Below are 25,256 nucleotides of genomic sequence, written 5' to 3' on the forward strand. Positions count from 1 at the left end.
TCCGGGGTTCATCGGCCGAGCCGGTTCCGGCGGGCCAGCAGCTTCGCCGCGACCGTCAGGATCAGCACGAGGGCGACCAGGGTCAGCGCCGCGGTCCAGGCCCGTGCCGGGGCGTACCGCGACGCGTCACCGGCCTGCTGGTAGACGAAGAGGGCCAGCGACGACTGGTTGTTCTCGAACGGGTTGAAGTTGATCGCCGCGCCGCCGCCGGCGACGAGCAGCACCGGCGCGGTCTCGCCGGCCGCCCGCGCGACGGCGAGCATGACGCCGGTGACGATGCCGGGCAGCGCGGTCGGCAGCACGACCCGCAGGATGGTCTTCCACTTCGGCACGCCGAGGGCGTACGCCCCCTCGCGCAGCGGCGCGGGGACGAGCCGGAGCATCTCCTCGGTGGAGCGGACCACGGTGGGCAGCATCAGGACGCTCAGCGCGAGCGCGGCGGCGAAGCCGGAGAAGCCCGGCCGGCCGTCGTTGAACACCGGCGAGACGACCAGCACCCAGAACGCCAGCACGAACAGGCCGGAGACGATCGACGGGATGCCGGTCATCACGTCGACGAAGAACCGGATCGCGAAGGCGAACCGGCCCCGGCCGTACTCGACCACGTAGATGGCGCAGAGGACGCCGAGCGGGACGGTGATCAGCGCGGCGATGCCGACCTGCTCCAGCGTCCCGATGATCGCGTGGTACGCGCCACCGTTCGGATCCCGGGCCCCGATGTTGTTCATCGAGGTGCCGAAGAAGTCGCCGTCGAGACGCTCGACGCCCTTGCTGACCAGCGTCCAGACCACCGAGGCGAGGGGCAGGACGGCCAGCACGAACGCGGAGTGGATCAGTGCGCTCCAGGTGCGGTTGCGGGCCGAGCGCCGCCCCTCGACGGCGTTGCTGGCCGCGAAGAGTCCGGCCAGGTGGAGCAGCGCGCCGAGGACGACGACGAGGACCGGGCCGCCGATGCCGGCGCCGTACACGATCGCGGCGGCGACCACGAGGGCCGCCAGGGCGATCGCCGGGGCGGCGTACCGGGGCAGGCGCTTGGCCCGGAGGTCGGGCAGCTGGGCCGGGGGCCGGGTGTGGTGGTTGGCGACGGTGTTGGTCATGCGGCCGACTCCGTGAACTCCCGGCGGCGGTGGACGATCGCCCGGGCGGTGATGTTGACGATCAGCGTGATGGTGAACAGCACCAGGCCGGAGGCGATCAGCGCGCCCCGCCCGGTGTCGTTCGCCTCGCCGAACGCGTTGGCGATGTTGGCGGCGATGGTGTTGCCGCCGTTCTCGATGAGGTTGAACGAGATGCCGAAGGTGATGCCGAGGGTCATCGCCAGCGCGATGGTCTCGCCGAGCGCCCGGCCCAGGCCGAGCATCACCGCGGCGATGATGCCGGGGCGGCCGTACGGCAGGACGGCGGTGCGGATCATCTCCCAGCGGGTCGCGCCGAGCGCGAGCGCCGCCTCCTCGTTCGCGGTCGGGGTCTGGAGGAACACCTCGCGGGAGAGCGAGGTGATGATCGGCAACACCATGATCGCCAGGACCAGCGAGCCGAGCATGATCGACTTACCGAACGGGCCGTCGCCCCCGAAGATCGGGATCCAGCCGAAGTACTGGTTCAGCCAGGCGGAGAAGTCCCGGACCGGGGTGACGAAGACGTCTCGTCCCCAGAGCCCGAAGACCACGCTCGGCACGGCGGCGAGCAGGTCGATCAGGAAGCCGAGGGCGGTGCCGAGCCGGCGCGGGGCGTAGTGGGAGAGGAAGAGCGCGATGCCCAGCGCCACCGGCACCGCGATGAGCAGGGCCAGCGCGGAGCTGAGCACCGTACCGAAGGCGAGCGCGCCGATGCCGAACTTCGGGGCGGTGTCGTTCGGCGACCAGCCCTCGTACGTCCAGAAGTTCGCGGTGTTGGCGCGCAGGGCCGGCACCGCCTTGGCGATCAGGAAGATCGCGATGGCGGCGATGATCACCAGGACGGTGGTGCCGGCGGCCAGGGTCAGACCGCGGAACGCGCGCTCCGCACCGAAGGCCCGCGCCCGGGGCAGGCCACCGCCGCCGCCGAGGCCGTCCCCGCCCGGGGTACGGGTGCTGACTGGTGACTCGGCCACCCGCGCCGAGGCGCCGGCGGGCCGCTCCTGGCCTGAGGCCACGCGGATCCCGCCGGTGCCGGCGTCGGCCGATCGGTGAGGGGTTTCACCCATCTGCTCGCTCGCTTCGAGTTGAGGGAGGTGGTGTCGTGGCGTGGGGTCAGGAAAGGTTCTTGACCGCGGCCTCGACCCTGGTCCGGACCGAGTCCGGCAGCGGGGCGTAGCCCAGGTCGGTCAGCTCGGCCTGGCCCTCGGCGCTGGCCGCGTGGCCCAGCAGGCCCTTGACCAGCGGCAGCTTGTCGGCCGCGAGGCCCTTGCCGCAGACGATCTCGTACGTCACCAGGACGATCGGGTACGCCCCGGCCTCCTTGGTGTTGTAGTCGACCGACATCTTGAGGTCGTCGCCCTGGCCCTCGATCTTGGCCCCGGCGATGGTCTTGCCCGCGTTCTCGGCGGTCAGCTCGGCGAACTCGCCCGCGCCGTTGCCGACCTTCGCCATCTTCAGGCCGGCGTTCTCGGCGAACGACCACTCCATGTAGCCGATCGAGCCGTCGGCGCCCTTGACCGAGCTGGCCACGCCGTCCGAGCCCTTGGCGCCGGTGCCGCCCGGGGCCTTCCACGCCTTGGCGTTCTCGAAGGTCCAGTCCGTACCAGCGGTCTTGGCCAGGAACTTGGTGAAGTTGTCGGTGGTGCCGGACTCGTCCGAGCGGTGCACCGTCTGGATGGTGGTCGACGGCAGCTTGGCGTCCGGGTTGTCGGCCTTGATGGCCGGGTCGTCCCACCTGGTCACCTTGCCGGCGAAGATCTTCGCCAGGGTGGCCGGCTTGAGCTGGAGGTTGTCCACGCCGCTGACGTTGTGGGCGACGGCCACCGGGCCGATCACCATCGGCAGGTGAATGGCCTTGCCGCCGGAGCACTTGGCGTCGGCCTGCGGCTGCTCCTCCGGCTTGAGGGCCGAGTCGGAGCCGGCGAAGTCGGCGGTGCCGGCGATCAGCGCCTGGATGCCGGCGCCCGAGCCGGACGGCTCGTAGTTGATCGTGCTGCCGGCACACTTCTGCTGGTAAGCCTTGATCCACTCGGCCATGGCGTTCTTCTGGGCCGAGGAGCCCTGCGCGTTCAGGGTGCCGGTGGCGCAGTCGGCTGCGGCGGCCGACCCGGAGGCCGAGGCACCGCTGGCGGGCTCGTTGTTGTCCGAGCCGCATGCACTGAGACCGAGCACCGCAGTGAGAGCGAGGCAGGCGATAGTGCCGTGCCGCTGGAGCTTCACCTGAGGGGTTTCCCTTCACGTCTGGACGGGCCGCTCCGGATGGGGGCGGGGCCGGCGTGACCGGCTGACCTGAAAGCTAGGAGCGCCAGGTAGCCGGATCGCCCGTCAGAAGTGAACGAGGGGTGAACAGGTGCGGCCGGACAGATGGCCATGGGCCGAGGACGGGTTGTCCAATTAGTGAACGCGCGGCTTGGAATCGCTGATGATGCGATATGTCCTGTCGGCCGTTATGCGTCGAGGCCTCCGCGTGACATCGCCGTGACGCGCGTGTAGCGGGGTCGCTGGCCTCAGCCCAGGTGGTAGTTGACGTGGGCGCACCAGCGGGCGAAGCCGGTCCGCTCGTACAGCGCGACCGCCGCGGTGTTCGACTCGTCGACGTAGAGCATCACCCGGTCCAGCCCTCGCCGGTCCCGCAGGTACGCCAGTCCCGCCGCGGTCAGCGCCCGGCCCAGACCGCCGCCGTGCGCCGCCGGATCGACCCCGAGCACGTAGACCTCGCCGATCCGGGCCGATCCGGGCCGCTCGTGCACCTTGGTCCAGTGGAAGCCGAGCAGCCGCCCCGTGGCGGACTCGACGGCGAGCAGGAAGCCGGCCGGGTCGAACCACGGCTCGCTGAGGCGTAACCGCAGGTCGGCTGCCGTCCACCGGCCCTGCTCGGGGTGGCTGGCGAAGGCCCGGGCGTTGAGCGCGAGCCAGGCGTCGTCGTCCGCCCCGGGGACGAACGCGCGCAGGACCACCCCGTCGGGCAGGGGCGGCTCGGCCGGCGGCTCGGCCAGCGGGCGACGTAGCTGCCAGAGCACCCGGGACCGGGTGAGGCCGAGGTCGACGGCCAGCGCGGCGGCGGACGGGTGGTCGCCGTGCGCCCAGGCCCGCACCGGCCCGGTGGCCGCGTCGAGCGCCGCCCGGGCCAGCACCCGGCCGGTGCCCCGCCGCCGATGGGTGGGGTGGACGGCCAGTTCCACGCCGACGCCGGCCGCCGGGTCGGTGGTGTCCAGGTGGGCGTAGCCGGTCAGCGTCCCGTCCGGCGCGCGGGCGGTGAGGTGGACGGCCGGGGCCCGCGGGTCACGCAACCGCAGCAGCGTGTGCTCGTCGAACGGGTCGGCCCCGTCGGCGTCCCCGGCCGCCCGGGACAGGGCCAACACGTCGGCCGCCTCGGCCGCCGTAAGCGCCGCGCTGTGGGTCACCCGGTCGGTCGTCGGCTCGGCGCTGCTCATCCCGTAACCGTAACGGGTGCGGCCCGGGCCGTGGCCGCACCGCCTCCGCCTCCGTCTCCGTCGGTGGTCGGGGTGTCCCCTGCCAGCGGAGTGGTCGCTCAGGTGGCGCCGGCGGGGATGGGCAGGGCCTCCAGCCGGAACCGGCCGGTCAGGTCCGGCAGGAGGCCGTGCAGCGAGTCCACGGTGCCCTGTCTGTCGCCGCCCGCGTCGTGCAGCAGTACGACCGCGCCAGGCTGCACCTCCGCCGAGACCACGGCGGCGATCCTCGCGGCCCCCGGCGCCCTCCAGTCCGACGGGTCGACGGTCCAGTGCAGCGGGATCATGCCGATCTCCTCGGCCACCGACACCACCGGGTAGGTCCACGCGCCGCCGGGCTGACGGAAGTAGCCGATCGGGGCGCCGGGCACGGCGTCCCGGATCGCCGCGTTGGTGCGCAGCAGGTCGGCGCGGATCACGTCCGGCGACCGCTTGCCGAGCAGCACGTCATGCTGCCAGGAGTGGTTGCAGAGGGTGTGCCCGTCGGCCACGATCGCCTGGATCAGGTCGGGATGGTTCCGGGCGTTCTCGCCGACCACGCAGAAGGTGGCCTTGACGTCGTAGTCCCGCAACAGGGCCAGGACCTGCGGGGTGTACTGCGGGTCGGGCCCGTCGTCGAAGGTGAGTGCCACCTTCGCCGAGCCCGTGCCGGCGCGGGCGCCGAACAGGCCGTCGCCCGCTGTCTCCGACGGTTGCCCGGTGGCGTCGGCCTGGCCGCCCACGGTGGGACTGGCAGTGGGCCCGGCGGGGCCGGAGGTCGGGGCGGGAGGCCGGGAGCGGTCCCCCGGCGGCTGGTCGGCGTACGGCGGGGCGTCCGCGGTCGCCGAGACCCCCGTGGGCTGTGGCCTCGGCTCGGGGGCCATGCTCTGCCCGAGCGCGTACGCGGAGCCGAGCAGCGCGGCCACCACGACCGCGGCGAGCCCGACGAAGCGCCCGCCCGCTGCGGGGGCCATCAGCCGACACCGCCGTTCGGGCGCCGGGACCGGCCCCTGTTCGCCCCCGTGGTCATCGCACGCACCGTCGCCCCTTCCGCCGTCAGCCCGGCAATCAGAATAAGACTGACGAGTCGCGCAAATAGGGCAAATTGGGAACAGTGTAGCCGGCGGGGCAGCCCCGGCCGGACCCGTGAGGGCCCCGACCCGGCCGATCGCGACTCAGGCCGGGACCGCGATTCAGAACGGGACCGCGACTCAGACCGGGACCGGGGCGTGCTCGGGCTCGGGCAGCGACCGCGACGGCGGCACGACGAACTTGTAGCCGACCTGGCGGACCGTGCCGATCATCGACTCGTACTCCGAGCCGAGCTTGGCCCGCAGCCGCCGCACGTGCACGTCCACCGTCCGGGTTCCGCCGAAGTAGTCGTAGCCCCAGACCTCGCGCAGGAGCTGGTCCCGGGTGAACACCCGGCCCGGGTGCTGGGCCAGGAACTTCAGCAGCTCGAACTCCTTGTACGTCAGGTCGAGCGGCCGGCCCTTGAGCTTCGCGGCGTAGGTGTCCGGGTCGATGGTCAGCTCGCCCGCCCGGATCGAGCCGCCGGCCCCGGCCGTGGCGTTGCTCAGTCGACCGACCGCCAGTCGCAGCCGGGCCTCGACCTCGGCCGGCCCGGCGCCGGCCAGGATGACGTCGTCGACGCCCCAGTCGGCGTTCAGCGCGATCAGCCCGGCCTCGGTGACCACCGCGACCAGCGGCACGCCGAGCCCGGTGGCGTGCAGCATCCGGCAGGTGGCCCGGGCCTCGCTCAGCTCCGATCGGGCGTCCACCAGCACGGCGTCCGGGCTGGGCCCGGCGACCAGGGTGCGGACGTCGCGCGGCGCGGTACGCACCGAGTGCGGCAGCAGGTCGAGCGCCGGCAGCACCATCGATGGTTCGCCTGCGCGTGCGGTCACCATCAGCAGGATCTCCACACGATCACCTCCGTCCCGGCGGCCCTGCGGCCGCGCGCGACCAGCGGCACCCCTGCGTGGGGGCGGCGCTGAGAACTTGCGTGGGTCCCGGCGTCGCTGACGGGCGGGTATCGGCTTGAGCCTAACTGATCGCCCTGCCTGCGCTTCCGTGTCGTTTCCTCTTTGTCCGCCTTGCCCGTGATCGTGCCGCAGGTTTTAACGTTGCCGAAACCGTGGCCACCGGAGTGCGACCCGGGTCTGGCACGATCGGGACGTGTATCCCCCGACCTCCTCCGAGGCCGGCCGGGACCCGTGGGTCGACGACGACGTCCCACCAGGGCCGGCCGGTCGTGCGCACCCACCGGCCCCGCGCACCGGCCCGGGCGCCGACGACGACGGTCCCCCGGCCCGGCGGGGTCGCCCCCGCCGGCTGCGCCGCAGCGGCGACCCGGGCTGGCGACCCGACGACGAGGCCGACGACGACGTCGACGAGGAGGAGTTCGAGCCGGTCGAGGTGCGCCGGCCGCTCTCGCTCACCGTCGCCGGGTTCGCCGCGCTGCTCGGCGTCGGCCTGGTGCTCGGCGCGCAGACCGCCGGGCCCGGGCACCGGTTGCCGTTCGCGTTCATCATCTTCGGCGTGCAGCTGATCTTCGTCCTGGCCTGGACGATGGCCATGCGCCCGCCCGCGCTGCTGCTGGTCGCCCTGGTCAGCGCGGTGGTGGCCGCCGCCGCCGACACCGCCGCCGTGCAGTCCGACATCGCCGGCCTGGCCCCGCTCGGGTACCTGGCCGCCGGCGGCTTCCTGCTCGGCGTGCTCGGGCAGCTCGTCCGCCGGGTCGACCGGGTCCGGGTCACCGATTCGCTCGGCACCACCCTGCTGATCGTGGTCGGCGTGGTCGCCTTCGCCACGCTCATCGTGCTCAGCCGGATCCCGGCCGGCACCCAGGCGATCACCGTCTGCCTCACCGCCACCGGCGTCGCGCTGACCGTCGCCCGGCTCACCGACGCGGTGCTGCCCTGGCCCCGGCTCGCGCCGCAGGTGCCCCGGGGCGCGGCGGGCGTGGTGGCCGGCGCGATGGCCGGCACCCTGGCCAGCGCCGTGCTGGGCAGTTTCCTGGTCAGCTTCACCCCGACCAGCGGTGCGGTGATCGGGCTGGTCGCCGCCGCCACCGCCGTGCTGGCCGACCTCGCCGTCGGGTACGCCGAGGCGGGCCGGCTGATGGCCGGCGAGCCGCCGACGATGTGGGCCGCCCGGCACATGCAGGGCCCGCTCGGCGGCTTCGCCCTGTCCGCCCCGGCGGCGTACGCGATGTGCGTGTTGTTCCTGTGAGCGACCGGCCGGCGGCGCCCGCCCGCCGGCCGGGATCGGCCAACGGTTGAGGGTTCCTCCACCCGGGTACTGTGCGGTGCGCCGCAGGGCGGCAGCAGCCGTCGGTGGCAGAAACCGGACCGTCGACGTCCCACGGGCGCCGGCCAGGACAGAAGGAGGCGGGCGTGGCGGAGGCCTACCCGGCGCACGAGGAGCGCCCCCGGCGACGTGGGCGCAAGGTGCTCATCACGCTCCTGGTCCTGCTGGTGATCCTGGCCGGGCTGCTGGTGGCCGCCGACCGGATCGCCGTCGGGGTCGCCGAGCGGGCCATCGCCGACCAGGTCACCAAGGCGCTCGCCAAGCAGGACGCGCAGTCCTCGGCGCCCGAGGTCGAGGTTGGCGGCTTCCCCTTCCTCAACCAGGTGCTCGACGGCAGGTACGAGCGGATCACCATCAAGCTGCGCGACGTGCAGGGCGCGGTGCGGGGTGACGCGGTCAGCCTGCCGACGCTGGACGTCGACGCCCGCAACGTGCGGGCCTCCCTGGACACCCTGCGCACCCAGCAGGGCGACGTGGTCGCCGAGACCGTCGACGGCACCGGCACCATCACGTACGACAGCCTGGCCAAGCTTCTCGACCGGCCCGGCCTGACCCTCGGCGAGCGGGACGGCCAGCTCGCCGTCACCGCCCCGGTCGACATTCTCGGGCAGAAGCTGACCGTCACCGGCACCGCCAAGGTGACCGTCGGCAAGGAGGGACAGGTGTCGTTGAGCTTCGCCGACCTCGACGCCGAGGGGTTGCCGAACATCCCGCTGGCCCGCACCCTGCTCAACAACTACGCCAAGGGCATCTCGATCGACGTGCCCCTCCCCGAGTTGCCGTTCCAGCTCGTCGTGCGCGAGGTCAGGCCGTTGCCCGGAGGGCTCGCGGTGACCGCCGCCGCGAAGGACGTCCCGATCAACTCGGCCGGCTGAACCGCCCGGCCCCGGTCGGGACGGTGTCGCCCGGCCGGGACGGTCGTCCCGGATGCTGGTCGGGCCGGTGGCGCTCCCCGGGACGGCTGGTAGCCTCCCTGTTCATGGGGATGCACCTCACCAAACGGCGCGCGATCGACCTGTGTCGCGTGGCCACCTGCCTGTGTCGCCCCGTCATCTGACGGCGGGGCTGTCCTCGGCCGCCTGACGGCGGCCACCGGCCACAGGGTCTGCGTACCCTCCGGTTCTCCCCCTCTTCGCCCGGCAGCGGCGCCGTCGCACGAACCCGTGATCCCGTCCTTCCCACTGGGTCCCGCGCGTGGTGCGACAGTCACCTATTCGATCCCGCGCAGGCTCACCATCCATCCTCACCAGGGAGTGATCTGATGAGTCGCGACACCGCACTCGTTTCGGCCGAATGGGCCGAGAAGAACATCGACGCCCCGGGCGTCGTCTTCGTCGAGGTCGACGAGGACACCTCGGCCTACGACACCGGCCACATCGCCGGCGCGATCAAGCTGGACTGGAGGACCGACCTCCAGGACCAGGTCCGCCGGGACTTCCTCAACAAGAGCCAGTTCGAGGCGCTGCTCTCCGCGCGCGGCATCGGCAACGACGACACCGTCGTCCTGTACGGCGGCAACAACAACTGGTTCGCCGCGTACGCGTACTGGTACTTCAAGTTCTACGGCCACGGCGACGTCAAGCTGCTCGACGGCGGTCGCAAGAAGTGGGAGCTGGACGCCCGCCCGCTGGTCACCGACGCGGTGACCCGGCCGAAGACCGAGTACGTCGCGCAGGAGCCGGACAACAAGATCCGCGCCTTCCGTGACGAGGTCGTCGACGCGATCGGCACCAAGAACCTGGTCGACGTGCGCAGCCCCGACGAGTTCGCCGGCCGGCTGCTCGCCCCCGCCCACCTGCCGCAGGAGCAGGCCCAGCGGGCCGGGCACATCCCCACCGCGATCAGCGTGCCGTGGTCCAAGGCTGCCAACGAGGACGGCACCTTCAAGTCCGACGACGAGCTGCGCAAGATCTACGCCGCTGCCGGGCTGGACGACGGCAAGGAGACCATCGCCTACTGCCGGATCGGCGAGCGCTCCTCGCACAGCTGGTTCGTGCTCCAGGAGCTGCTCGGCCACCCCAACGTGAAGAACTACGACGGTTCCTGGACCGAGTACGGCTCGCTGATCGGCGTGCCGGTCGTGCTGGGCGACGAGCCCGGGGAGGCCTGAGTCATGACTGCTCCCACTGCTGCCGGGTGCGCCGCGCCCGACCAGGCCGCCCCGTTGCCGGCCGGCCTGGACCTGGAGAAGGAAACCGTCATCACCGGCGTTGTCCGGTCCGAGGCGGGCGAGGTCGTCGCGGGCGCGTACGTCCGGCTGCTCGACTCGACCGGTGAGTTCACCGCCGAGGTGGTCACCTCCCCGGTCGGCCAGTTCCGCTTCTTCGCCGCGCCCGGCACCTGGACGCTGCGGGCGCTCTCCCGGCACGGGAACGGCGACGCCGCCGTCACCGCCGCGCGCGGAATCAACGAGGTCGCCGTAACGGTCGCCTGAGGGTAAGGAAGGGCACCTTGTTGACGCTTTCCGTATAGGAAGGGCCCCTCCTGACACCGGCACCGCGTGGATCGGCTCGGGCCGGCCGCCCCTGAACGGGGTGGCCGGCCCTAGCCGTTTAGCGATAACCGAGACCGCCGACGGCGGGCATCGGGCGGGGCGTTCACGAGGTGCAGCCGCCCGGATGGCCGACCCGCCGGATGCAGCGGCGTCGCCCGCCGAGCCGTCGGTCGCAGAAGACCTGATGCTGCGTGTCCGGCGCGCCCATTTGGATAACTGGAAAGAGTCAACGACTGGTTGCAGTGCGTGGTTGCACGTGGTGATGAGTGCGTGATCGAATCGGAGGTGCCACGCGAGGAGTGCCATGCCTGCGACCCCGGACTACCTCAGGATCTCTGACGAGATAGTTGCCGACGTCAGGTCGGGTAAGTACAAGCCGGGGGGCAAGCTGCCCTCGATCAGTGAGCAGTGCGGCCAGTTCAAGGTCAGTGCGTCAACGATCAACCTTGTCAACGTGCGGCTGGAGGCGCTCGGGGTGATCAGCCGTCACCAGGGCAAGGGCATCTTCATCACCGATCCGGAGACCTGGCTGCGTAAGCCCTGACCGGTAGCTGTCACTTCTTCGGGTCCGCATGGGCCTGCCCAGGCGGCCATCGAGCATCGTCTTGATCGACCGGCTGGACGCCGCGTGACGCCCGGCCGGCGGCATGAGGGTGTGGTGTTAAGAAGTCCCGTGGGGCGGTCAGGCAAATCCGCCGTTGCTGAACAGCCGTTGACCGTTGATCCACTGACCTTGTGGCGAGCACAAGAAATCAACCAGATATGCGGTGTCCTGTGGGGTGCCGAGGCGGCCGAGTGGTGTCTGCCGGATGCAACCGGCTCTTCCCGCCTCTGTCATCCAGCCCGTGTCCACAGGGCCGGGATTGATGACGTTCGAGCTGATGCCGAGGTGTGCCAACTCGTGGGCCGCAGCCAGGGTGATGCGGTCGAGTGCGCCCTTGCTGGCGCCGTACGGCAGGTTCCCCACGGTATGATCACTGGTGAGGGCGATGATGCGACCGTCGCCGTGCCGGCCGCGGAAGCGCCGCCCGTGCTCACGAATCAGCAACCATGTCGCCCGCGCGTTAACGGCGAAGTGTCGGTCGAAACTCTCCACGGTGGTGTCGAGTAGTCCAGAGTCGACTGATTCGCAGTGGCACATCACCAAGGCGGTAACTGGGCCGAGCTTGCGCTCGGCCTCGTCATAGATCGCAGTGGGTGCCGTGGTGTCGGTGAGGTCCGCTTCTATGGCGGAGACGGCTGCGCCGCGCGCGGTCAGTGCTTGCGCGATGGCGTCGGTGGCCTCGGCTTCGATGCCCCAGCTCATGCGCTCGTCGTACGCGGTCCAGAAGGTGAAGGCGATATCCCATCCTGAGGCCGCCAGCTGGCTTGCGATGCCAGCGCCGATACCGGTCGTGCGGCCAACCCCCGTGATGAGTGCTGTCGGCCGGGACCCGCCGGACGTCGCGGGTGGAGTGCCGTCCGGTCTCTGCCCAGGGCTCGCCATGACGGGAATCCTCCTCGATCGCCAAGAGACCGCGCAATCGCCTTTCGCCGCGCAGGCTCGATCAAGCGAATCGCCTCTCACAGAACGGCGCTCGCCCACAGATGCGGCAAGCTGCTTCGAGCTCTCCGGTTCCGGCTGGCCTACCCACGGCACGCCCTTGGCTTTCACCGGCAGATAGACACCTCGGTAAGCACAACTTCTCCGACTACGCCCTCATCTCGGCACGTCCGGATGCAGGCACCGGCGATCGGTTGCCTTCCGTGACGAGCGCTACGCGGCAGAAGCGGATGCGCGTATCGCAGTCGAGTGTGCCGTGCGTAGCGGATGCCGGACCGCCGTATCACTGAGCTGGTTCGGGATGCAGTGATCCGGCACGCGTGGAGTGCTCCCACGGCCGCTGTGATGGCGATCTTTCGGTATACCTTCGCAGCCGTTATATTGCCGTGTGTGGAGACTCCGTTGCGCGAACCCACGTTCCTGATTCTCACCGCCCTGGCCGGTGAGCCGATGCATGGGTATGGCTTGATCGCTGAGGTGGCCCGGCTTTCCGACGGCCGTATCTCGCTGCGCCCCGGCACGCTGTACGGCGCACTCGACCGGCTGGTCGACGCTGGCCTGGTGGCCGTCGAACGGGAGGAGATCGTCGACGGCCGGTTGCGCCGCTACTACCGACTCGCCGAGCCGGGTGGTGAGGTACTGGCCGTCGAGACCGAACGTATGCGCCGCAACGTCGAGGCGGCGACCGCCCGGCTGCGCGCCATTATGCCGTTGCCTCGCCTAAGTGGTGGACTCGCATGATCCCGGTGGAGAGCTGGCATAACCGCACTGGAGAACAGGATGGAGGCAGCTCTGCCGTGACCGGGCTGGAACGCCGCTATGCGCGGTGGACGGTGCTGTTCTATCCGGTCGACTATCGGCGGGAGCGCGGTTCGGAACTGGTGGGCACTTACCTGTCCCTGGCGGCGCCCGGACGCAGGAGACCCTCAGTCAGCGACGTCGCTGACCTTGCGGTCGGTGGACTGCGGCAGCATCTGAGGATCGCGCAGGGACTCGGTCCCGGTTTCCACCTCGCTGGCTTGCTCGCGTTGATGACGGCGACCGCGTTCGCGACCTGGTGGGCCGGTTTTGAAGTGCTTGCCCCCATACCGCCCTGGTCTTCGCGGGTCGGGCCGTTTCTCTCACTCGCTGTTGCGGCGTGGGGGGCCTGGTTGCTCGCCGCCGTGGTACATGTCGCGGCGAGCAGCCGATGGTTGCGCTGGGCGGTTGGCCTGGCCGTACTGGTGACTGTCGGCATCGTGCCGGCCGCAGCGCTGACCGGATTGCCCCGCCCGCCGCTGGCGGTGCTGCTGCCCCAGATCGTGCTCGGTGTCGTCGCGCTCGGTGCGGCGGGCCAGCGCCAATGGTGGGTCCGGTTCATGCCGATCGCCGCTGCGGCGGCGGTCCTGCCGATCACCATCGGTACCGCTCCCAGCCTAGATTTTATGACCGGCTACTTCGATCTCACCATGACGGCCTTGCCCGCCGCTGCGGTCGCGCTGCTGATCGGCACGCTGCTGATCGCGCTCGGCCTGGCCGCCCGGCGCGACTTTCGCGGTGCTTGGGCGCTGCTGATTCTGCTCGCCCCGATCGGGATGCTCGCGGTGAACCCGCTTGGCGCGGTGCTCGACTCCGGCTCCGGCCCTGGCCGGGCCGTGATTCCGGAGTGGTCATCCATGGTCGTCGCGTCGGTGCTGGCGGTCACGATTGGACCGATGCTGGTGTCGCTCGCCCTTGTGGCACGGGGGCGTTGGTCGCCGGGCCGCCGTTCGCGCGGCACGGGCCGGCACCATTGCCCTACCTGCGGCGCACCCTCGACGCCCGCGTAGTCCACAGCACGACCGAAGCGCCGCTCCATCTCCTTGATGGACCCGTGACACCGCACGAACGCCGTGACGAAGACCTGATCCTCGACGTTGAGCTGAGCCAGCTGCGGTAGCTCGAACTCGCCCTCGATCGCGACGCCGTTGTCTGCCAGGCGCACCCGCTCGACGACGAACGGCTGGCCCCGGGTCAGGTTCGTGGGTTTCTGCCAGTCCATCGCCTGATCTGTCATATCTAAGTCTTTACCCGGCTTAACTTAAACTTTCAATAAGTTGATCTTAACATTCTTAAGAGAGCGCTTCGGCGGTCGCCTGCACCGGCGGACGGAGCCGGCGCGCCGGACGGGGTGGGGACACCGCGTGACACGATGGCCCGGTGAGTGGTGCTGCACAGCCGGGATACGCCCCGCCGACCGGTCCCAGAGAGCCGACGCCCGCCCGCCGTCGGTCCCACTGGCTGCTTGCCGCGACCGTGGCCTGGGCGGTGCTGCTGGGCGTACTGACCTGGGTCTCGGTCCGCGACGACGGGCCGACCGTCCGCGAGCAGCGCACCCTGGCCCAGGCCGGGCCGGTGGTCGACCGCGCGGTGGGCGAGCTGGTCGCGGCTGCCGGGGACCGGGCCGTCGCGCTCGTACCGGACCGGATCGAGCAGGGCTGCACGGTGACGCCCCTGCTCGACGGCGCGACGCTGGCGCGCGCGGTGGAGGTCGTCGCGCCCGGCGCGGACCCGCGCGCCGTGCTCACCGAGATCTCCGACCGGCTTCCGGCCGCCTGGCGGGCCGGCGTCCGGGTGACCGGCGACGGCCCCCGGTTACGTGCCGACGCGGGGGAGTTCGTGCTGGTGGAGGGGCGTCCGGCCGGTGACGGCCGGGTCCGGCTGAGCGTCCGCACCGGGTGCCGCCCGGTGGGCGACGGCTACCGCGCCCCCGCCGCCCAGGGCGGCCCGGAGGTGGCCGCCCTCGCCGCCGCCCTGCGGGCACTCGGCACCCCGGCCGCGCCGGCTCCCGTGCTGGTCGCCGCGCCGTGTCCCGGCGGTGGGGGGCCGGCCCGCACCGCCCGCGTCACCCTCGACCCCGCCCCGGCCGAACCGGCCCGCGCGCTCGCTCCGGTCGCCGCCGGCACCGTCCTGTTCGACGCCACCGAGGGGTACGCCTACCGACAGGGCCCGGTCATCGTGGCCCTGGCCGGCACCGAGCTCACCGCCAGCACCGGCTGCGGGGGCTGACCCACCTGGCGGCGGGTCAGGGGACCGGCCGTCAGTAGACGAGCGCCTGCGCCCCTTCGGCCATCGCCTCCTCGACGAAGACCGCCGCCCCGGCGATCCGTACGCCGGGCAGCACGTCGTCCGGGCCGATGTCCCGGCGGGCCGCGCACTGCGTGCAGGCCGTCACCTTGCCGGTGGTCATGATCACGTGCAGCAGCTCGGCCAGCGGCGCGGAGTGCGGCAGTTCGAACTCCTGCGCCCGTCCGGGCAGCGCGAACCAGGTGGACTCCCCGGTCAGCCAGAGTGAGACGTCCACCCCGGACGCCGCGGCGGTGGCGGCGACGGTGAAGGCCTGTGCGCACCGCTCCGGCGCGTCCGCGCCGGCGGTGACCTTGACGACGAGAGTGCGGGCCATGGCGCCAGCATAGGATGGCCCGGATGGTTACCGAGATCGGGTTCGTCAGCCTGCTGGTCGCCGGCCTGGGCGCACTCGCCGGTGGCTTGGTCTACCTTGCCGTACGCATGTCGAGAGGACGTTGGTGAGCGCGACGTTGGTGAGCGCGAGGAGTGAGCCGGGTCTGCGAGCCCCGCAGTCGCGAACGGAGGTGGGCCTGGTGAGCGCGAGGAATGAGCCGGGTTTGCGAGCCCCGCAGTCGCGAACGGAGATGAACCTGTGAGCGGCGAGAATGCTCTACAGCCTCCGTGGTTGAACGCCCCCCCGGTCGACCCGTACCCGTACGAGGAGAGTCACGACCTGCGGGTGGGCCCGAAGCTGCACCCGACGCTGGACGGACTGCTGCCCTACGTCGGGGTGTGGCGGGGCCGGGGTCGGGGCGGGTACCCGACGATCGAGGACTTCGACTACGCCCAGGAGATCCGGATCAGCCACGACGGCCGGCCGTTCCTGTCCTACGAGTCGCGGGCCTGGATCCTCGACGAGGAGAGCCGGCCGGTGCGCCCCGCCGGCCGCGAGGTGGGCTGGTGGCGTCCGGTGCTCGACGGCGACGGCCGGGCCACCGACGAGCTGGAGGCCCTGATGTCCGTGCCGACGGGCGTGATGGAGCTGCACATCGGCAAGCGCAAGGGCACCCAGTTGGAGTTCGTCACCGACGCCGTGGTCCGCACCTCCACCGCCAAGGAGGTCACGGCCGGGCACCGGCTCTTCGGCATCGTCGAGGGCGCCCTGCTGTACGCCCAGGACATGGCCGCCGTCGGCCACCCGCTGACCCCCCACCTCTCCGCCCGCCTCCTCCGCACCGCCGGCTGATCCCACCCCATGATCAAGAGGTTTGCGGCACGTCGGGCCGCCCCGTGCCGCAAATCTCGTGATCCATGGGAGCGGGAGGGGGGTTGGGGGTGGCGGCGAACTATAGTCGGACGGTGTCCGAATCCTCCCTCGCGGAAGTGCTCCGCGCCCGTGGGCTGCGGCTGACGGCGCAGCGGCAGCTGATCCTCCAGGCGGTGCTGGACCTCGGGCATGCCACACCGGAGCAGGTGCACGGTGCGGTCCGTGAGGTCGCCGCCGGCGTCAACATCACCACCATCTACCGGACGCTGGAGCTGTTGGAACGCATCGGCCTGGTGACTCACACCCACCTGTCGCACGGCTCGCCCACCTACCACGCGGCCGGTGAACACCAGCACGTCCACCTGGTCTGCCGGGAGTGCGGCGCGATCGACGAGATCGACCGGGAGATGCTCCGGCCACTCGCCGACCGGCTTGCCGACGAGCGGGGGTTCCGGGTGGACATCGGGCACGTGGCGCTCTTCGGCGTCTGCGGTCGCTGCGAGGACGGGGAGCGGAAATGATCGACATCGCGGGAGCGGTCGCGGCCGAGGCCATCGACGAACAGACGCGGGACCAGCCGGAGCCGGCGCACCGGGCGGCCGGGGTGCGCGGGGTCGCCGCCCACTACGGCGACCCGATGCGGGAGCAGCGCACCCTCGACACCGCCGTGGGACTGGTCGACCGGTCGCACCGGGGGATCGTCGCCGTGCCCGGCGAGGAGCGGATCGGCTGGCTGCACACCCTCACCACCCAGCACCTGGCGACGCTGAAGGCCGGCGAGGGCACGGAGCTGCTGGTGCTCTCCCCGCACGGCCACGTCGAGCAGCACGCGATGGTCGCCGAGGACGGCGAGACCACCTGGCTGGACACCGAGCCGGGCGCCACGGGCGGTCTGCTGACGTACCTGGAGCGGATGCGGTTCTTCAGCAAGGTCGAGCCGCGTGACGCCACCGCCGAGCATGCCCTGCTCTCTCTGGTCGGCCCGGAGGCGACCGGCGCGCTCGGCACGCTGGGCGTGACCGGGCTGGCCGAGCCCGACGCCGTCGGGGTGCCGGGTCCGAAGTTCCGCTCCGGCGAGATGCCGTCCCGGCCCACCGTCCGGTACGCCGTCGCGCCGCTGCCGATCGGCGGGTGGGCCCGCCGGGGCCCGCTCGGCGTGGACCTGCTGGTGCCCCGGGTGGCCATGGACCAGGTGGTCGCCGAGCTGCGCGGGGCCGGGGTGCCGGTGGTCGGGCTGTGGGCGTACGAGGCGATCCGGGTGGCCGCCCGGCGGGCCCGGGTCGGGGTGGACACCGACCATCGGACCATCCCGGCCGACGTGGACCTGATCGCGCCGGCCGTGCACCTCGACAAGGGCTGCTACCGGGGCCAGGAGACCGTCGCCCGGGTGCACAACCTGGGGCGGCCGCCGCGTCGGCTCGTACTGCTGCACCTGGACGGGGTGACCACCGACCTGCTGCCGGCCGCCGGCACCCCGGTGACCGTGGACGGCCGGGCGGTCGGTTTCGTCGGCACCGCCGTGCACCACCACGAGCTGGGCCAGGTCGCCCTGGCGGTGGTCAAGCGCAACGTCGGAGACGACGCCCGCCTCCTGGTCGGCGAGACGGCCGCCGCGATCGACCCTTCCTGAATCGGCGTTCAGTCAGACGGTCGACCTGCCCGGGTGGGCCGTCTAGGATCGCCGACATGACGACAGGGACGTTGATCACGGTTGCCCCCACCGGCGCGGAGTCGGCGAAGGCGGAGGTCCCGGCGCTGCCGGTGACCCTCGACGAGCTGCTGCTGACCGCGAAGGAGTGCGAGGCGCTCGGCGCCGCCGTGATCCACATCCACATCCGCGACGACGACGCGCGGCCCACCCTCGACCAGGGGCGGCTGCGGGAGACGGTGACCGCGCTGCGGGAGAGCACCGACCTGGTCGTGCAGCTCTCCTCCGGCGGGGCGGTGACCGACCCCGAGGCCGACCGGCTGGCCGTGCTGGACGCCGGGCCGGACATGGCCTCCTGCACCATGGGCACGCTCAACTTCGGCGACGACGTCTTCCTCAACCGCTGGGAGTTCATCGTCGACCTGCACGCCCGGATGCAGGAGCGCGGCATCGTCCCGGAGTACGAGATCTTCGACCTCGGCCACCTGACCGCCCTGCAACGCCTGCTCGGCAAGTACGGCCTGCCGCACGGCGGGCACGTGCACGTCGACTTCGTGATGGGGGTGCCGGGCGGCATGCCGGGCACCACGCAGGCGCTGGTCGCCGCCCACCAGGCGCTGCGCGACCTGCCGGAGGGGACCACGTTCACGGCCACCGGCATCGGCCGCAGCAGCATCCCGGTGATGCTGGCCTCGCTGTCGGCCGGCGGGCACCTGCGGGTGGGGATGGAGGACACCACCACGTACGCGAAGGGGCAGCCCGTCGAGTCGAACATGCAGCTCGTCGCGCGGGCGGTCGGCTTCGCCCAGCTCGCCCAGCGCCCGCCGCTGACCACGGCGGCGGCCCGCGACCTGCTCGGCATCCGCCGGTAAGTCCCGCTTCGGCCCGCGCCCCTGTCGTCGGGCGGGCAACCGGCCTGCTCACCCTCGTTCCGGCCGCCGCCGCCCAGTCGGTACCGTCCACGTTGTGAGAACGACGTACGAGGGCGGCGCGCCGCTCGCCGAGGTGGTCCGCTCGGGATTCGTGGAGGGGCTGCACCGCGGCTCGGTGGCGGTGCTCGACGCGGCCGGCGAGCCGGTGGCCGGCACCGGGGACGTCACCTCCCCGATCTTTCCCCGCTCGGCGAGCAAGCCGATGCAGGCGATCGGCATGCTCCGCGCCGGGCTGCCGCTGAGCGACCCGGCCGACGTGGCGCTGGTGTCGGCCAGCCACGCGGGGGAGGAGTTCCACGTGGCCCGGGTGGGCGCGCTGCTGGCCGCCGCCGGGCTGGACGAGTCCGCCCTCGGCTGCCCGCCCGACCTGCCGATGGGCGAGCTGGCCCGGGAGGCCGTGCTGCGGGCCGGCGGCGGGCCCACCCGGGCCCGGATGAACTGCTCCGGCAAGCACACCGGCATGGTGCTCACCTGCCTGGCCGCCGGCTGGCCCCGGGAGGGCTACTGGCGTCCGGAGCACCCGTTGCAGCAGCGGCTGCGGGAGACCGTCGAGGAGTTCACCGGGGAGCGGGCGGCGGCCGTCGGGGTGGACGGCTGCGGGGCCCCGGTGCTCGCCGTCTCGCTGACCGGGCTGGCCCGGGCGTTCCTGCGGCTGGTCACCGCCGAGCCCGGCTCGGCGGCGCGGACGGTCGCGGACGCCATGCGGGCGTACCCGGAGGTCGTGGGCGGCACCTGGGCGGAGGACAGCAGGCTGATGCGCGGCCTGCCCGGCGCGCTCGTCAAGATCGGCGCGGAGGGGGTGATCGCCGCCGCGCTGCCCGGCGTCGGCGCGGTCGCCGTGAAGATCGACGACGGGGCGGCACGGGCCCGGATGCCGGTCCTGGTCTCCGCGCTGCGCCGGCTGGGCGTCAGGGCGCCGGTCCTCGACGAGTACGCCGAGCTGCCGCTGCTCGGCGGTGGCCTCCCGGTCGGGGCGGTCCGCCCGCTCTGGTGATCGGGCGGGCGCCCTGGCCGGGCGGCTCTTCACTCACACCAGGGGGCCGGTTCTCAGCTGAGAAAGTCGAGCAGGGCGGGGTTGACGGCGTCCGGGTGCTCCAGGGGGAGCAGGTGGCCGGCGTCGGGAACGTCCGGCAGCCGGACCGCGCCGGGGACCTCGGCGGCGATCCGGTCGGCGAGCCGGCGGATGTCCGGCACGTCGGCCGCCCCGGCGGCCACCAGCACCGGTACGCGCAGCTCGCCGAGCCGCTCGATCGCGGGCGGGTCGAGTTCGGCCACGTCCACGGCGCTCAACGCCAGCTCGGCGGCGAGCGCCGCGCGGTCCATCTCCTCGGCGAACCGGACCAGCGCCGGGTCGACGTCCTCCGGGCGGCGGCCCGGGCCGACCACCCAGAACCGCACCTCGCCGGCCGCGCCGGCCGCGAAGTCCTCGGGGTCGGTCTCGCCGACGAGGTCGTCCCAGAGGTCGTTGGTCTCCTCGGACCACTCGTTGCCCCCGATCGCCGTGCCGAGGAGCGCGAGCGCGCGGATCCGGCCCGGGTGCGCCAGGGCGGTGTCGACCGCCACCGCTCCGCCGAACGAGCAGCCCACCAGCGCGGCCCGGGGCAGGTCCAGCGCGTCCAGCAGCCCCACGACGTCGTCGTGGTGGGCGAACGGGTCGGGAGGTAGTTCGGAGTCGCCGTAGCCGCGCAGGTCCACGGTGATCACCCGGTGCCGGGCGGCCAGGGCGGGCACCTGCTCCCGCCACATCCGTCGGTCGGCGATGCCGGCGTGCAGCAGCACGACGGGGGTTCCGCTGCCGGTGTCGTCGTACGCGAGGTTCGCGCCATTGATCTCGATCTTCGTCACGACGGGAAAAGGTACGGACCGGACAGGCGGTGCGCAAACCGGTTCTGAGACCTCGCTAACTCTGGCAAGCATTCTGCTTGCAGGAGCTAGCGGTCCCGGTTAGCGTGGGGCCATGGCCAGCTCCAAGGACCTACCCGATGTCGGCGGGTTCATCCGTGACCTGCGACGCAACGCGAAGATCTCGTTGCGGCAGCTCGCCGAGCAGGCGGGCGTCAGCAACCCGTACCTCAGCCAGATCGAGCGCGGCCTGCGCAGGCCCAGCGCGGAGGTGCTCCAGCAGCTCGCCAGCGCGCTGCGGGTCTCCACCCCCGCGATGTACCTGCGCGCCGGCCTGCTCGACGACAAAGAGGGGCAGGGCGTGCTCGCCGCCATCGCGGTCGATCCCGACCTGACCATGGCGCAGAAGCAGTCCCTCACCCAGATCTACGAGACGTTCCGCCGGGAGAACGCCCGGCTCGCCGAGGCGACGGCCGACGCCGACGCCCCGGCGCCGGCCAGCGCGCCGCAGGCCCCCGCCACGGCAACCCCGGCCGCGACCGGGCCCACCACGCCGGAGGGCACCCCGACCGAGGCGGTCCTGGAGTCGGTCGCCGTCACCGAGGCGGGCTCGGCGCCGGCCCCGCGCAGCAACAGCCCAGCGAGGAAGGCCGCCCCGCAGGCGGCCGACGAGACCGCCGCCGCGGTCGACGACGACAAGACCGCCGCCGCGGTCGAGGAGGAGAAGTCATGACCCAGCCGAAGACCAACCGCATCCCGGCCCCGCTCTACGCCGCCGCCGGTGCCGGTGACCTGGCGATCGAGCAGCTGCGCAAGCTGCCGACGGTCTTCACCGACCTGGGCGGCAAAGTCGTCGCCGGACTTGGCGGCAAGGCCGTCGTGACCGGCTTCGAGCTGCGCCAGAGGGCCACCGAGACGCTGCGCACCGCCAACCAGACCGCCACCGAGCTGAGCGGGAAGGGCGTCCAGGCCGAGCTGAACCGCCTGCGCGAGGCGGCCGACGTCAACCGGCTGCGCGAGGCCGCCGACCTCGACCGGATCCGCGAGCTGGCCACCCGCAACGCCGCCGTCGTCGTCGCCGGCGCGCAGGCCGCCCAGGTGCGGGCCCTGGCCGCGTACGGCGAGCTGGTCGCCCGCGGCGAGCGGGTGGTCGGCGCCGGGGTGCTGGACGCCGCCGACGCGGTCAACGCCGACATCGAGGCGACCGAGGCGGAGCTGACCGTGACCCCGGCGGTGACCGAGGCCCCGGTGACGCCGAAGCCCGACTTCCCGACCCCGGCCGACGTGGCCGAGGTCGTGGAGGCCAAGCCGGCCGCCGCGAAGACCCCGCGGACCCGGGCCACCAAGGCGACCGCGGCCAAGGCGACCGGCAAGACGGCTCCGCAGGCCGCCGCCGACACCCCGTCGGCCGTGCTGCCGAAGGCCACCCGGCGCACCCGCCCGGCCGCCGAGTAGCAACCCCGCCGACCCGTGCGGCACGACCCCGGATGCGTCCTGACGGACGGATCCGGGGTCGTCGGCATAAGCTTGCCGGCATGGCCTACGCCGCGCCGATCTTCGCCTTCGAGGTCCAGTACTGGATCACCATTCTGCTGCTGGTGTTCGCCCTCGTCATCGAGGGGGTGGCACTGGTGCACGCGATCACCCAGCGCGGCGAGGGCTTCGCCGCAATCGGCACCCTGCCCAAGGGCGGGTGGATCGCCATCCTCGCGGTCTGCCTGGTGCTCACCCTGCTGACCAAAGACGTGCTCAACATCTTCGGCCTGATCGGCATCGCCGCCGCCCTGATCTACCTGCTCGACGTCCGGGCCGGGCTGCGCGACCTGCACGGCGGCCGGGGGTCGTCCTGGTGAGAGGGTTCCGCTGGCCCCCGCCGCCGGACGGTGGGCCACGGACCTGGGGCCCGGGCCCCGGTGCCCCGCGTACCGGCCGGCCCGCCCTGCCCGAGCCGGAGACCGAGCTGGTCACCACCCCGCACGGGGTCCGGCTCGAACAGCTCGTCACCGGCGTCGGCGTCCCGGCCACCGTGTTCGCGCACGGGCTGGGCAACGGCATCGCCACCACCCGCCCGTTCGGCAGCGGGGTCACCGGCCGTAAGGTCTTCTTCCAGTTCCGGGGGCACGGCCGCTCCGACGCGCCGCCCGGCCCGTGGAGCTACCTGGACCTCGCCCGTGACCTGCGGGCCGTCGCCGACCTCGGTGGGGCCACCCGGGCGTTCGGGGCCAGCCTCGGCGCGGGCGCGCTCTGCCGGCTGCTGGCCGAGAGCCCGGAGCGCTTCGAGCGGCTGGTCTTCTTCCTCCCGGCCGCGCTCGACCGGCCGCGGGGCCAGGTTGCCCGGGACCGGATCACCGACCTGGTCGCCGCAGTCGAGAGCGGCGACGCCTCGGCCGTCGCCGACGTCGTCGCGGTGGAGCTGCCGCCCGCCGTGCGCAACACCCCCGCCGGGTGGGCGTACCTGCGGCAGCGGTTGGACCAGCTCCTGCGCGACGGCCTCGCGGCGGGCCTGGCCGGGCTGCCCGACCAGGTTCCGCTCGACGACCGGGCGGCGCTGGCGGCGGTGGACGCCCCCGCACTGGTGCTCGCCTGCGCGGGCGACGACCTGCATCCGGTCGAGGTCGCCGAGCAGCTCGCCGCCGCCCTGCCCCGGGCCACCCTGCACGTGTACGACCGCCCGGGCGTGCTCTGGTCGGAACGCGCCGACCTGCGGGAACGGATCTCCACGTTCCTCAACGGGTGACCTGCTGTCAGCCGGTCGGCTCCGGCGGCAGGTGGGCCGCCCGCACGTCGAGCAGCCACCGCTCGACCGTGGCCTCGTCGGGCCGGTCCGGCAGCGGGGTACGTACGGTGTCGAAGTCCCGTTCCGCCTCGGAGAGCAGGGCCCGCGCCTCGTCCAGCTCGCCACCGGCCACCCGGTCGCCGAACGCCCGGAACCGCTCCGGGTCGGCCAACCGGATCTCCAGGACGCCGGTGGCGTACAGCAGTTGACCCTGGTGCACCAGCCGGGCCAGGTGCCGGGCGTGCTTGGCCGTCCGCCGCCGGGTGTCGGCCGAGAACGTCCCGTCGCCTCGCGAGGCCAGCTTGCGGAACTGCTGGGTGGCGTACCCGAGGTAGGCGTCGCGGACCCGGGGCGCGCTCAGGAACGCCGAGCGGATGGCGATCAGCCGGTCGCCCAGCCCCGTGCGGGTCTCGTAGCAGTCGTCGGGCAGCCACATCAACTCGGTGGCGGTCGGGTTGCCGCTGAGCGCGAGCCGGGCGTACTTGCCGGCCTCGTGCAGGGTGACGTCCGGGTCGGTGGTGACCACCGACTCGCGGGGCGGGCGCAGCCCGTGGAAGGCGACCGTCGGCGCGGCGTACACCCCGATCCGGTCGACGTCGGACCCGGGCCCGGCCAGCCCGTACGCGACCGAGCCGACGATGCCGGAGAGCAGCAGGTGCATACCGCCGAGCATGACGCAGGACACCCGTTCGCGAAACCGGACTTCGGCTGTCAGGTATTGCTCTCAGGGTCGACCGAATGACGACGAAACCCCTGTCAGGGAAGATCGCGCTCGTCGCCGGGGAGCAGTAGGGCCGCCGGTCGCCCCCGTCACTGCGCCCCGTCGCCCGGCCCGCCGTACAGCGCGGCGAGCCGGGCGGCGGCGTCGGCCACCCGCTCCCGCAGCTCGGGCGGGTCGAGCACCTCCACCTCCGGCCCGAGCCGCAGCAGCAACTCGTACGCCACCTCGACGGACTCGACGGGCAGCCGGGTGACCACCCAGCCCCGCCCGTCGGGCTCGCCGGCGGCGCGGGTCGCCTCGGCGTACCCGAAGGGGGCCTCCGGGGCCCGGCGGAGCGCGCGCAGGCCGGCGGGGCTGAGCCGGACGCCGACCTCGGCCCGCTGCATGCTCCGCAGGAACGCCTCGGCCTGGTCGTGCCAGTGGCCGCCCAGGTCGAAGCCCTCGTCCCGGTCGAACGTCTCCTGGGCCGTCAGCACGTCGACCACCCGGTCCACCCGGTACGTCCGGGTGGTGTCGCCGACCCGGGCGACCAAATACCAGACCCCGCTCTTGAGCACCAGCCCGTACGGCTCCAGCCGCCGGGCGACCTCCCGCTCGCCGCGCCGGTAGCGCAGCTCGACGACCCGGTCCCGCCACACCGCACGGGCCAGCTCGGCCAGCCACGGCGGCGGCGTCGCGTCCCGGAACCAGCCCGGCACGTCGAGGTGGAACCGCTGCCCGACGCGGGCCGGCGCGTCGCGCAGCGCGGGCGGCAGCGCGGCCAGCACCTTCAGCTCGGCGGAGGCGACCGCGTCGGCCAGCCCCAGGTCCCCGGCCGGGCCGGGCAGTCCGGTCAGGAAGAGCGCCTCCGCCTCGTCCCGGGTCAGCCCGGTCAGCCGGGTCCGGTACCCGCCGACCAGCCGGTACCCGCCGGAGCGGCCCCGATCGGCGTAGACCGGCACCCCGGCGGCGGAGAGCGCCAGCACGTCCCGGTACACGGTCCGCTCGGAAACCTCCAGCTCCCGGGCCAGCTCGGCGGCCGTCATCGTCTCCCGGGACTGGAGCAGCAGCACCAACGAGATCAACCGAGAGGCCCGCACCCACCCATTGTGTCGGGCAGGGACGACGGGCCGGATGTGCCGGTCGCC

General features: G+C 72.7%; 30 protein-coding genes. 19 read left to right on the forward strand and 11 right to left on the reverse strand.

The features are described 5' to 3' along the window. Positions 1-8: 8 nt before the first annotated feature. The 6 genes from pstA to ACFYZF_RS01445 all read right to left on the reverse strand — a co-directional run bounded on the left by pstA (position 9) and on the right by ACFYZF_RS01445 (position 6,477). Positions 9-1,097 (reverse strand): phosphate ABC transporter permease PstA, encoded by a 1,089-nt coding sequence (pstA, locus tag ACFYZF_RS01420; RefSeq protein ID WP_387014601.1) that lies wholly within the window; start codon positions 1,095-1,097, stop codon positions 9-11. Then, entirely contained in the window at positions 1,094-2,185 is a 1,092-nt protein-coding gene (gene pstC, locus ACFYZF_RS01425) for a phosphate ABC transporter permease subunit PstC (RefSeq protein ID WP_387014603.1), read from the reverse strand. Before pstC ends, pstA begins: the two co-directional genes overlap by 4 nt. Positions 2,186-2,231: 46 nt before the next feature. After that, positions 2,232-3,338, reverse strand: coding sequence for a phosphate ABC transporter substrate-binding protein PstS (gene pstS / locus ACFYZF_RS01430; RefSeq protein ID WP_387014606.1), 1,107 nt, complete (start codon positions 3,336-3,338; stop codon positions 2,232-2,234). Between the two features lie 287 nt (positions 3,339-3,625). After that, positions 3,626-4,552, reverse strand: a complete 927-nt coding sequence (mshD, locus tag ACFYZF_RS01435; protein ID WP_387014609.1) for a mycothiol synthase — start codon at positions 4,550-4,552, stop codon at positions 3,626-3,628. A gap of 98 nt (positions 4,553-4,650) precedes the next feature. Beyond that, positions 4,651-5,541: a polysaccharide deacetylase family protein gene (locus tag ACFYZF_RS01440; RefSeq protein WP_387014612.1), complete on the reverse strand. Its 891-nt coding sequence runs from the start codon at positions 5,539-5,541 to the stop codon at positions 4,651-4,653. Positions 5,542-5,778: 237 nt separating this feature from the next. Beyond that, positions 5,779-6,477, reverse strand: a complete 699-nt coding sequence (locus tag ACFYZF_RS01445) for a winged-helix domain-containing protein (RefSeq protein ID WP_387015998.1) — start codon at positions 6,475-6,477, stop codon at positions 5,779-5,781. A 268-nt stretch (positions 6,478-6,745) separates the two neighbouring features. Between ACFYZF_RS01445 and ACFYZF_RS01450 the strand changes: the two genes are divergently transcribed. The 6 genes from ACFYZF_RS01450 to ACFYZF_RS01475 all read left to right on the forward strand — a co-directional run bounded on the left by ACFYZF_RS01450 (position 6,746) and on the right by ACFYZF_RS01475 (position 10,917). After that, positions 6,746-7,801, forward strand: coding sequence for a hypothetical protein (locus ACFYZF_RS01450; RefSeq protein WP_387014615.1), 1,056 nt, complete (start codon positions 6,746-6,748; stop codon positions 7,799-7,801). A 164-nt stretch (positions 7,802-7,965) separates the two neighbouring features. Beyond that, the gene (locus ACFYZF_RS01455; protein ID WP_387014618.1) at positions 7,966-8,754 is read left to right on the forward strand and encodes a DUF2993 domain-containing protein; all 789 of its coding nucleotides are present in this window, start codon (positions 7,966-7,968) and stop codon (positions 8,752-8,754) included. Positions 8,755-8,864: 110 nt separating this feature from the next. After that, positions 8,865-8,936, forward strand: a complete 72-nt coding sequence (locus ACFYZF_RS01460; protein ID WP_387016000.1) for an Ms5788A family Cys-rich leader peptide — start codon at positions 8,865-8,867, stop codon at positions 8,934-8,936. 204 nt (positions 8,937-9,140) lie between these two features. After that, positions 9,141-9,989 (forward strand): sulfurtransferase, encoded by an 849-nt coding sequence (locus tag ACFYZF_RS01465; RefSeq protein WP_350888343.1) that lies wholly within the window; start codon positions 9,141-9,143, stop codon positions 9,987-9,989. 3 nt (positions 9,990-9,992) lie between these two features. After that, positions 9,993-10,313 carry a DUF1416 domain-containing protein gene (locus ACFYZF_RS01470; protein ID WP_387014620.1) on the forward strand — a complete coding sequence of 107 codons (321 nt, stop codon included), beginning with the start codon at positions 9,993-9,995 and terminating at the stop codon, positions 10,311-10,313. Positions 10,314-10,677: 364 nt separating this feature from the next. Further along, the gene (locus ACFYZF_RS01475) at positions 10,678-10,917 is read left to right on the forward strand and encodes a winged helix-turn-helix domain-containing protein (RefSeq protein WP_387014622.1); all 240 of its coding nucleotides are present in this window, start codon (positions 10,678-10,680) and stop codon (positions 10,915-10,917) included. 138 nt (positions 10,918-11,055) lie between these two features. On the opposite strand, the gene ACFYZF_RS01480 is transcribed toward ACFYZF_RS01475, so the two are convergent. Beyond that, on the reverse strand, positions 11,056-11,859 hold the full coding sequence (locus tag ACFYZF_RS01480; RefSeq protein ID WP_387014625.1) for an SDR family oxidoreductase: 804 nt from the start codon (positions 11,857-11,859) through the stop codon (positions 11,056-11,058). A gap of 447 nt (positions 11,860-12,306) precedes the next feature. Here ACFYZF_RS01480 and ACFYZF_RS01485 point away from each other — a divergent pair, with 447 nt between their 5' ends. The 3 genes from ACFYZF_RS01485 (at position 12,307) to ACFYZF_RS01495 (ending at position 14,943) form a co-directional block, all read left to right on the forward strand. After that, complete coding sequence (locus ACFYZF_RS01485; RefSeq protein WP_387014628.1) at positions 12,307-12,657, forward strand: PadR family transcriptional regulator; 351 nt, start codon at positions 12,307-12,309, stop codon at positions 12,655-12,657. A 56-nt stretch (positions 12,658-12,713) separates the two neighbouring features. Beyond that, positions 12,714-13,724 (forward strand): hypothetical protein, encoded by a 1,011-nt coding sequence (locus ACFYZF_RS01490; RefSeq protein ID WP_387014630.1) that lies wholly within the window; start codon positions 12,714-12,716, stop codon positions 13,722-13,724. A gap of 370 nt (positions 13,725-14,094) precedes the next feature. After that, positions 14,095-14,943 (forward strand): hypothetical protein, encoded by an 849-nt coding sequence (locus ACFYZF_RS01495; RefSeq protein ID WP_387014633.1) that lies wholly within the window; start codon positions 14,095-14,097, stop codon positions 14,941-14,943. Between the two features lie 31 nt (positions 14,944-14,974). On the opposite strand, the gene ACFYZF_RS01500 is transcribed toward ACFYZF_RS01495, so the two are convergent. Further along, the gene (locus ACFYZF_RS01500) at positions 14,975-15,337 is read right to left on the reverse strand and encodes a DsrE family protein (protein WP_350888332.1); all 363 of its coding nucleotides are present in this window, start codon (positions 15,335-15,337) and stop codon (positions 14,975-14,977) included. A gap of 23 nt (positions 15,338-15,360) precedes the next feature. Between ACFYZF_RS01500 and mtfM the strand changes: the two genes are divergently transcribed. The 6 genes from mtfM to ACFYZF_RS01530 all read left to right on the forward strand — a co-directional run bounded on the left by mtfM (position 15,361) and on the right by ACFYZF_RS01530 (position 19,784). Continuing rightward, complete coding sequence (mtfM, locus tag ACFYZF_RS01505) at positions 15,361-15,465, forward strand: small membrane protein MtfM (RefSeq protein ID WP_036376929.1); 105 nt, start codon at positions 15,361-15,363, stop codon at positions 15,463-15,465. 130 nt (positions 15,466-15,595) lie between these two features. Next, complete coding sequence (locus tag ACFYZF_RS01510; RefSeq protein WP_387014637.1) at positions 15,596-16,189, forward strand: FABP family protein; 594 nt, start codon at positions 15,596-15,598, stop codon at positions 16,187-16,189. A gap of 65 nt (positions 16,190-16,254) precedes the next feature. Further along, positions 16,255-16,731: a Fur family transcriptional regulator gene (locus ACFYZF_RS01515; protein ID WP_387014640.1), complete on the forward strand. Its 477-nt coding sequence runs from the start codon at positions 16,255-16,257 to the stop codon at positions 16,729-16,731. Then, positions 16,728-17,840: a YgfZ/GcvT domain-containing protein gene (locus ACFYZF_RS01520; protein ID WP_387014643.1), complete on the forward strand. Its 1,113-nt coding sequence runs from the start codon at positions 16,728-16,730 to the stop codon at positions 17,838-17,840. The genes ACFYZF_RS01515 and ACFYZF_RS01520 overlap by 4 nt, the downstream gene beginning before the upstream one ends. 56 nt (positions 17,841-17,896) lie before the next feature. Continuing rightward, on the forward strand, positions 17,897-18,730 hold the full coding sequence (locus ACFYZF_RS01525) for a 3-keto-5-aminohexanoate cleavage protein (RefSeq protein ID WP_387014646.1): 834 nt from the start codon (positions 17,897-17,899) through the stop codon (positions 18,728-18,730). A gap of 94 nt (positions 18,731-18,824) precedes the next feature. Then, on the forward strand, positions 18,825-19,784 hold the full coding sequence (locus tag ACFYZF_RS01530; RefSeq protein WP_387014649.1) for an asparaginase: 960 nt from the start codon (positions 18,825-18,827) through the stop codon (positions 19,782-19,784). A gap of 53 nt (positions 19,785-19,837) precedes the next feature. Here the strand turns inward: ACFYZF_RS01530 and ACFYZF_RS01535 are convergent, their stop codons facing one another. Further along, positions 19,838-20,635 carry an alpha/beta fold hydrolase gene (locus ACFYZF_RS01535; RefSeq protein ID WP_387014651.1) on the reverse strand — a complete coding sequence of 266 codons (798 nt, stop codon included), beginning with the start codon at positions 20,633-20,635 and terminating at the stop codon, positions 19,838-19,840. Between the two features lie 112 nt (positions 20,636-20,747). Between ACFYZF_RS01535 and ACFYZF_RS01540 the strand changes: the two genes are divergently transcribed. The 4 genes from ACFYZF_RS01540 (at position 20,748) to ACFYZF_RS01555 (ending at position 23,369) form a co-directional block, all read left to right on the forward strand. Then, a complete protein-coding gene (locus tag ACFYZF_RS01540) occupies positions 20,748-21,365 on the forward strand; it encodes a helix-turn-helix domain-containing protein (protein WP_387014654.1) in 618 nt (205 codons plus the stop codon). Then, positions 21,362-22,087 carry a hypothetical protein gene (locus ACFYZF_RS01545; RefSeq protein WP_387014656.1) on the forward strand — a complete coding sequence of 242 codons (726 nt, stop codon included), beginning with the start codon at positions 21,362-21,364 and terminating at the stop codon, positions 22,085-22,087. The genes ACFYZF_RS01540 and ACFYZF_RS01545 overlap by 4 nt, the downstream gene beginning before the upstream one ends. Before the next feature lie 80 nt (positions 22,088-22,167). Continuing rightward, positions 22,168-22,485, forward strand: coding sequence for a DUF2516 family protein (locus tag ACFYZF_RS01550; RefSeq protein WP_387014659.1), 318 nt, complete (start codon positions 22,168-22,170; stop codon positions 22,483-22,485). After that, a complete protein-coding gene (locus tag ACFYZF_RS01555; protein WP_387014662.1) occupies positions 22,482-23,369 on the forward strand; it encodes an alpha/beta fold hydrolase in 888 nt (295 codons plus the stop codon). The genes ACFYZF_RS01550 and ACFYZF_RS01555 overlap by 4 nt, the downstream gene beginning before the upstream one ends. Before the next feature lie 7 nt (positions 23,370-23,376). On the opposite strand, the gene ACFYZF_RS01560 is transcribed toward ACFYZF_RS01555, so the two are convergent. Both ACFYZF_RS01560 and ACFYZF_RS01565 read right to left on the reverse strand, forming a co-directional pair. Then, the gene (locus tag ACFYZF_RS01560) at positions 23,377-24,069 is read right to left on the reverse strand and encodes a DNA polymerase beta superfamily protein (RefSeq protein WP_387016002.1); all 693 of its coding nucleotides are present in this window, start codon (positions 24,067-24,069) and stop codon (positions 23,377-23,379) included. 149 nt (positions 24,070-24,218) lie between these two features. Beyond that, entirely contained in the window at positions 24,219-25,208 is a 990-nt protein-coding gene (locus ACFYZF_RS01565) for a helix-turn-helix transcriptional regulator (protein WP_387014665.1), read from the reverse strand. Positions 25,209-25,256: the final 48 nt, after the last annotated feature.

Origin of the sequence: Micromonospora sp. NPDC001898, assembly GCF_042891255.1 — a bacterium.
In the GTDB taxonomy this organism is placed as follows: Bacteria; Actinomycetota; Actinomycetes; order Mycobacteriales; family Micromonosporaceae; genus Micromonospora.

Excerpts from the sequence above, each read along its gene's own strand:
- ACFYZF_RS01540 (WP_387014654.1), top strand. The coding sequence starts at position 20,748 with ATGGCCAGCTCCAAGGACCTACCCGATGTCGGCGGGTTCATCCGTGAC.
- mshD (WP_387014609.1), bottom strand. The coding sequence starts at position 4,552 with ATGAGCAGCGCCGAGCCGACGACCGACCGGGTGACCCACAGCGCGGCG.
- ACFYZF_RS01470 (WP_387014620.1), top strand. The coding sequence starts at position 9,993 with ATGACTGCTCCCACTGCTGCCGGGTGCGCCGCGCCCGACCAGGCCGCC.
- ACFYZF_RS01560 (WP_387016002.1), bottom strand. The coding sequence starts at position 24,069 with ATGCACCTGCTGCTCTCCGGCATCGTCGGCTCGGTCGCGTACGGGCTG.
- ACFYZF_RS01525 (WP_387014646.1), top strand. The coding sequence starts at position 17,897 with ATGACGACAGGGACGTTGATCACGGTTGCCCCCACCGGCGCGGAGTCG.
- ACFYZF_RS01520 (WP_387014643.1), top strand. The coding sequence starts at position 16,728 with ATGATCGACATCGCGGGAGCGGTCGCGGCCGAGGCCATCGACGAACAG.
- ACFYZF_RS01480 (WP_387014625.1), bottom strand. The coding sequence starts at position 11,859 with ATGGCGAGCCCTGGGCAGAGACCGGACGGCACTCCACCCGCGACGTCC.
- ACFYZF_RS01550 (WP_387014659.1), top strand. The coding sequence starts at position 22,168 with ATGGCCTACGCCGCGCCGATCTTCGCCTTCGAGGTCCAGTACTGGATC.
- ACFYZF_RS01515 (WP_387014640.1), top strand. The coding sequence starts at position 16,255 with ATGGGAGCGGGAGGGGGGTTGGGGGTGGCGGCGAACTATAGTCGGACG.
- mtfM (WP_036376929.1), top strand. The coding sequence starts at position 15,361 with ATGGTTACCGAGATCGGGTTCGTCAGCCTGCTGGTCGCCGGCCTGGGC.
- ACFYZF_RS01465 (WP_350888343.1), top strand. The coding sequence starts at position 9,141 with ATGAGTCGCGACACCGCACTCGTTTCGGCCGAATGGGCCGAGAAGAAC.
- ACFYZF_RS01475 (WP_387014622.1), top strand. The coding sequence starts at position 10,678 with ATGCCTGCGACCCCGGACTACCTCAGGATCTCTGACGAGATAGTTGCC.
- ACFYZF_RS01545 (WP_387014656.1), top strand. The coding sequence starts at position 21,362 with ATGACCCAGCCGAAGACCAACCGCATCCCGGCCCCGCTCTACGCCGCC.
- ACFYZF_RS01440 (WP_387014612.1), bottom strand. The coding sequence starts at position 5,541 with ATGGCCCCCGCAGCGGGCGGGCGCTTCGTCGGGCTCGCCGCGGTCGTG.
- ACFYZF_RS01500 (WP_350888332.1), bottom strand. The coding sequence starts at position 15,337 with ATGGCCCGCACTCTCGTCGTCAAGGTCACCGCCGGCGCGGACGCGCCG.
- pstA (WP_387014601.1), bottom strand. The coding sequence starts at position 1,097 with ATGACCAACACCGTCGCCAACCACCACACCCGGCCCCCGGCCCAGCTG.
- ACFYZF_RS01445 (WP_387015998.1), bottom strand. The coding sequence starts at position 6,477 with ATGGTGACCGCACGCGCAGGCGAACCATCGATGGTGCTGCCGGCGCTC.
- pstC (WP_387014603.1), bottom strand. The coding sequence starts at position 2,185 with ATGGGTGAAACCCCTCACCGATCGGCCGACGCCGGCACCGGCGGGATC.